Raw genomic sequence first — 5248 nt, forward strand, 5'->3', positions numbered from 1 at the left:
GTCCTGGTGGAGAGCCTGGCGCTGGCCTGGGGGACGCGCGGGGGCGACCGTCGGCACCCCGGGCGCAAGGTCGTCTGGTTCACGCTCGGGCGGCCGGAGGCGAGGCCGTGAGCGTCACGCCGTGGAGCTTCGCGGTGGCAGCCGTCGTTCTCGGCGCGCTCGCCGCCGGGATCGCCCTCGCGCCCGGGCCCACCGCGAGGGAAGCGCCACCGATGGACTCCGACCCGTCAACCCGGCCCCCCGTTCCGGGTGGACGGCCGTAGGAGGACGGAACGATGCGCTCCGCCCGGGCCGGCCGGGCGGAGCGCAGGGGCACGGACAGCACGGGCGCATGGCTTTCGTCACAGCGAAAAGTTGGAATCCGAGGGCAACTGCACGCTTTGGTGACGTCTGTCCGCTCCCGGGGACGCCGCCCCGCCCCCGGGAGCGAAATAATCCCCCGTCTCCCTCACAGGATCCCCATACGATCGGCACAGGTCGCCCGCGTGATCGTTCCGCCGTGGCAGCCGCCCCTCAGCGTTTTCCGCCGTTCGGACCCGACCCAAGGGATCATGTGAAGATTCGCCGCGCTCTCGCCACCGCTGTCGCCGCCGCCGTGACCGCCCCCGTCGTGCTGCTCTCCGTCACCCCCGCGTTCGCCGACCCCAAGCCGGTGACGCAGACGCAGAACAAGGCGAGCAAGCCGACCATCAAGGAGCTGGAGGCGGCCGCCGCCGCGGCGCAGAAGGCGTACGAAGAGGCCGTCAAGGCCCGTGACGAGGCCCAGATCACGGTGCGGAAGGCCCTCAAGGAACTGTCCGAGGACAGCCACCCCCTCGTGGCCGCCGCCAACGCGGCCAAGCAGGCCGCGAAGGACGCCGGAGCCGCGAAGGACGCCGCCGACCAGGCAGTGACCGACGCGAAAGCAGCCATCGGCGACCTGCCCGCCGACGCCACCGAGGAGCAGAAGACCGCCGCGGCGACCGCTCTCTTGGAGGCCGAGGCGACCGCGGCGACGGCTGCCACCGCCAAGACCGCCGCCGACACCAAGGCCGCCGAGGCCGGCGAGGCGGTCGACGACGCACGGGTCGCGGCCGCCCGCGCCGCCAGTGTGGCCGACAAGGCCCAGGACGACGCGCTCGCCGCGAAGATCGCCGCCGACGCGGCGCTGGCCAAGGCCATCAAGGAGGCGGAGGAGGAAGAGGGCGAGGGCGAGGACTGCGTGCCCGGGGACGACCTCACCGCCAAGGTGACCGGCCTGCCGAACGAGCTCGTCGCCGGGAAGACCACCGACTTCACGCTCCGGATGACCAACGGCTCCGACCGGCACCTGGACGAGATCATCACGTACGTCGGAGTCCACGCGACCGACAAGACCGGTCTCAAGGACACGGGCAAGTTCTTCCGCCTCCAGTGGTCCACCGAGTCGTCCCCGAAGTGGAAGAACGTCAAGGACGACTACATCGACGGCGTCGGTGCGCTGAAGCCCGGCGCCCGGACCGACGTGAAGCTGCGCCTCACCCTCGACAAGGCCACCCCGGCCGGCAACGGTGTCGCCTTCGTCGCGGCCGACTTCTACAACGAGGACGGCTCCTGCGGCGGAACGCCCGGCGCGGACATGTACGAGTTCGACGTCAAGGCCGCAGGCAGCAAGCCCGGCAAGACCGAGGACGCCAAGCCCAAGCCCTCCAAGTCCACGAAGCCCGGCGGCAACGGCTCCGGCCACACGCCGCAGGGCTCGACGTCGGGCACCCCGGCGAAGACGGGCACGAACGGCAGCCTCGCCGCCACCGGTTCGTCCTCCGCCACGACCTCGATCGCTCTCGCGGGCGGTGCGGCCGTGGTGCTCGGCGCGGCGGCGGTGTTCGTCGTCCGTCGCCGGAAGGCCGGTTCCGACGCCTGACGGTGAAGCGGAAGTGCGCTGAAGGACCGAAGCGCTGAGGGGGCGGAGACCCGTACGGGTCTCCGCCCCCTCTCGTCGTCTCAGGGCATCGTCCCGCTCAACGCCGGGACAGCTTCCCCCGCTTGAGGTGCAGCACCTCGTCCGACGCGTCGGCCACCTTCGCCGAGTGGGTCACCACGATGACGCACTTGCCGTCGTCGTGCGCCAGCTTGCGCAACACCTCGACGATGTCGGCCGCGGTGTCCTGGTCGAGGCTCCCGGTGGGTTCGTCGGCGAAGAGGATGTCCACCTCGCAGGCCAGCGCGCGGGCGATCGCCACCCGCTGCTGCTGTCCGCCGGAGAGCTGCTGGATCCCGCGGTGGCGGTCCTCCTCCGCGATGCCGAGGAGGCCGAGGAGCTCGTGTGCCCGGTCCTTGCGGCCGCGCCGGGCCGCGCCCGTGATCTCCATCGCCGAGGTGACGTTCTGCAGGGCGGTCAGATAGCCGAGGAGGTTGAAGGACTGGAACACCGTGGCCGCGTGACGTCGGCGGTAGGTGTCCAGGCCCAGCCGGTCCAGCTCCTGCCCCCGGAAGCGGACCGTGCCCCCGCTGGGCGCGTCGAGGCCGCTGGCCAGCGACAGGAGCGTGGTCTTGCCGCTGCCGGAAGGTCCGACGACCGCGTACATGCGGCCCTGCTCGAAGTCCTGGCTGACGTCCTTGAGGACCGTACGCTCCCGGGCGCGGTTGCCGACGGGGTAACTCTTCCTGACGTCGACGAGCTGAAGGACCGGAGTCCGGTCGTCGCCGTCCGGGTCGGTGTGCGGCATGGTCAGTCGCCCTTCGTGAGGATCTGGCGGGGCTTCAGGCGCAGGACCCGGTAGCCGGGTACGAGGGTGGCGGCGGCGGCGATGCCCAGACCGGCCGCGCCGACCCTGCCGACGTCACCCGCGGTGAGCCGGACGTCCAGTGCGTCGATGGGCTCCGCCGCAGGCTCTTCCTCCTCCGGGGCCGCGCCCATGGAGTTGGCGTAATCGTTCTGCTGCTCGGCGCTGCTGTCCTTCTTCGCCTCGGAGACCTCACCGGCGAGCAGCCCGCTGCCCACGGTCGCGGCGAGGGCCTGGCTGGCGGGCACGGCGAGCCCGATGGCGATCAGCGCGCAGGCGGCGATCTCCACCAGGTGCTGGCCGAGCAGCCGCGGCTTGCGCTCCCCCATGGCCAGCAGGATGCCGAGCTCCTGGCGGCGCTCGCGCAGCGCACTCGCCACGATCAGCGACACGACCGCCAGACCGGCCAGCGAGACCAGCCACACCGTGAGCGTCGCGAAACCGGCGGTCCGGGTGATGGGGCCGACGAGCTGCTGGTACTGCTTGTCGTTCACCGCGAGCGGATAGATCTCCGGGTCGAGGCCGAGCTCCTCGGCCGCCTTCCGCAGCTCCGGCAGGTCCTCCGGGGAGCGCAGGGTGAAGGTGGCCTCCTGGATGTCCGAGCCCTCGTCCGTCGGGGTGATCGCCGAGAGCGCGCCGGCCGCGTCCGGGGACGCGTGGATCACGTTGCCCGGTTCGGCGAGCGCCGGTACGTAATGGCTGCTGGAGGCGGTGTCGTTGACGTAGATGCCGCCGACGGTGAACTCCTCCGGCTCGGGCGTGCTGCCGTCGCCGCGGAAGGGACGCACGGTGACCTTGTCGCCGACCTTCAGCTTGTTCGCCTCGGCGAGGCGCTTCTCCAGGACGAGGACGCCGCTCCCGGTGTCCGGCCCGATGCCCTTGCCCGCGACGATCTTCGAGGTGCCGTTGCGGAACGAGGGCGTCGCCGCCAGATCCCGTACGCCGTCGATCCTGAAGAAGTCGCCCGACTCCGTGTCGGTGGCGGGCGGCGGCTCCACGGCGCGGTAGAGCTTCAGCCGGTCGGTGGGCTGCCCGGCGGACTCCACCTTGTAGCTGAAACCGGTGACGGCCGGTGACGCGCCGAGGCGATCGGCCTGCCCACTGCGCAGCCGGTCGGAGGCGTCGATCCGCAGACCGTTCGCGCCACCGCTCTCGGCCTGCCCCGCAGCCATGAGGGCGTTGATGTCCAGGGACAGCGTGGCCACCGCGCCCACCGTGCGCTTCGCGTCCGCCGCGGCGCGGTCGGCCGCCGACCGGATGAGGAAGCCGGACAGGACCAGCGCGCAGATGACGAAGAACAGGCCGGTCAGCATCAGCGCCTTGCCGGGCGTGGCGGTCAGACGCCACCAGGCCCGTTTGAACAGGTTCATGGAATCTTTTCTCTTCACGGTCGGCGACGGACGGACGGCTCACGCTACGAATCGGGCGTTATCGGCAGCGTTCGGCGGCGGACCGCGCCGGACGGTCTCTCATACGTCGTCCACATGCGGGCTCTGATAGGCATGAGGGACGCGCCCACCGTGGGACGCATGGGGGACATACACCGTTAAGTGGCGCCATCCGCTCCGGCGGGCGGGCCCGCCACCCCGCGAGAGGAGAGGCGACACCGGCGATGCGCGTGCTGATCGTCGAGGACGAGGAGTTCATGGCCGAGGTCATCGGACTGGGGCTGCGCCGCGAGGGCATCTCGTACGACACCGTCCACGACGGTGGAGCGGCCCTGGAGAAGCTGACGGTCAACGACTACGACATCGTGATCCTCGACCGCGATCTGCCCGGCGTGCACGGGGACGAGGTCTGCCGCCGTACGGTGGCGGAGCACCCCGGCTGCCGCATCCTGATGCTGACCGCGGCGGGCCGCCTCGGCGACAAGGTCGCGGGCCTCGGCCTCGGGGCCGACGACTATCTCCCCAAGCCCTTCGACTTCCCGGAGCTGGTGGCACGGCTCCGGGCGCTCTACCGCCGGGGCGCCCCCGCGCACGCCCCGACCCTGGCCGTCGCCGGCCTCACGCTGGACACCCACCGACGACGGGCCGAGCGGGCGGGCCGGGAGATCCGGCTGACGCCGAAGGAACTGGCCGTCCTTGAGCTGCTGATGCGGGCGGAGGGCGGGGTGCTCAGCGCGGAGTACCTGCTGGAGAAGGCGTGGGACGAGGCGGCCGACCCGTTCACCAACGCGGTGCGCCTCGTGGTCCACACCCTGCGCCGCAAGCTGGGCGAGCCGCCGCTGCTGCACACGGCGGTCGGCGCCGGCTACTACCTGGCGGGACGCCCGTGACCGGGGAACGCCGGGTCAGCATCCACACCCGGCTGTTCCTCGGCTTCGCGGGCGTCCTGGTGGTTTCCGGGGCCCTGATGGTGGCGGCGGTCTACCTCGGTATGCGGTTCCTGCCGTCCTACGACCTCAGCACCACCCCCATGGAGAGGTCCGAGTCCGTCCCGGGCCGGACCGCGGACCGGCTGCCCGGCACGCCCCCGCCCGCCGACCCCGGGGGGACCACCGC

The 5248-nt window shown here is 71.8% G+C and carries 4 protein-coding genes and 1 pseudogene; 3 read left to right on the forward strand and 2 right to left on the reverse strand.

Translation table 11 applies throughout. From position 1 onward, the window contains the following. Nucleotides 1-553: 553 nt before the first annotated feature. Nucleotides 554-1882: an LPXTG cell wall anchor domain-containing protein gene (locus HET64_RS36225; RefSeq protein ID WP_215111483.1), complete on the forward strand. Its 1329-nt coding sequence runs from the start codon at nt 554-556 to the stop codon at nt 1880-1882. A 97-nt stretch (nt 1883-1979) separates the two neighbouring features. On the opposite strand, the gene HET64_RS36230 is transcribed toward HET64_RS36225, so the two are convergent. Both HET64_RS36230 and HET64_RS36235 read right to left on the reverse strand, forming a co-directional pair. Then, on the reverse strand, nt 1980-2687 hold the full coding sequence (locus tag HET64_RS36230; RefSeq protein ID WP_215111484.1) for an ABC transporter ATP-binding protein: 708 nt from the start codon (nt 2685-2687) through the stop codon (nt 1980-1982). 2 nt (nt 2688-2689) lie between these two features. Then, the gene (locus HET64_RS36235) at nt 2690-4114 is read right to left on the reverse strand and encodes an ABC transporter permease (protein ID WP_215111485.1); all 1425 of its coding nucleotides are present in this window, start codon (nt 4112-4114) and stop codon (nt 2690-2692) included. Between the two features lie 242 nt (nt 4115-4356). On the opposite strand from HET64_RS36235, the gene HET64_RS36240 reads away from it, so the two are divergent. After that, nucleotides 4357-5022: a response regulator transcription factor gene (locus HET64_RS36240; RefSeq protein WP_215111486.1), complete on the forward strand. Its 666-nt coding sequence runs from the start codon at nt 4357-4359 to the stop codon at nt 5020-5022. After that, nucleotides 5019-5248: pseudogene (locus HET64_RS36245) on the forward strand (hypothetical protein); the annotation flags it as partial. The gene HET64_RS36240 and the pseudogene HET64_RS36245, both read left to right, overlap by 4 nt.

This window comes from Streptomyces sp. McG3, assembly GCF_018619185.1.
Lineage (GTDB): Bacteria > Actinomycetota > Actinomycetes > Streptomycetales > Streptomycetaceae > Streptomyces.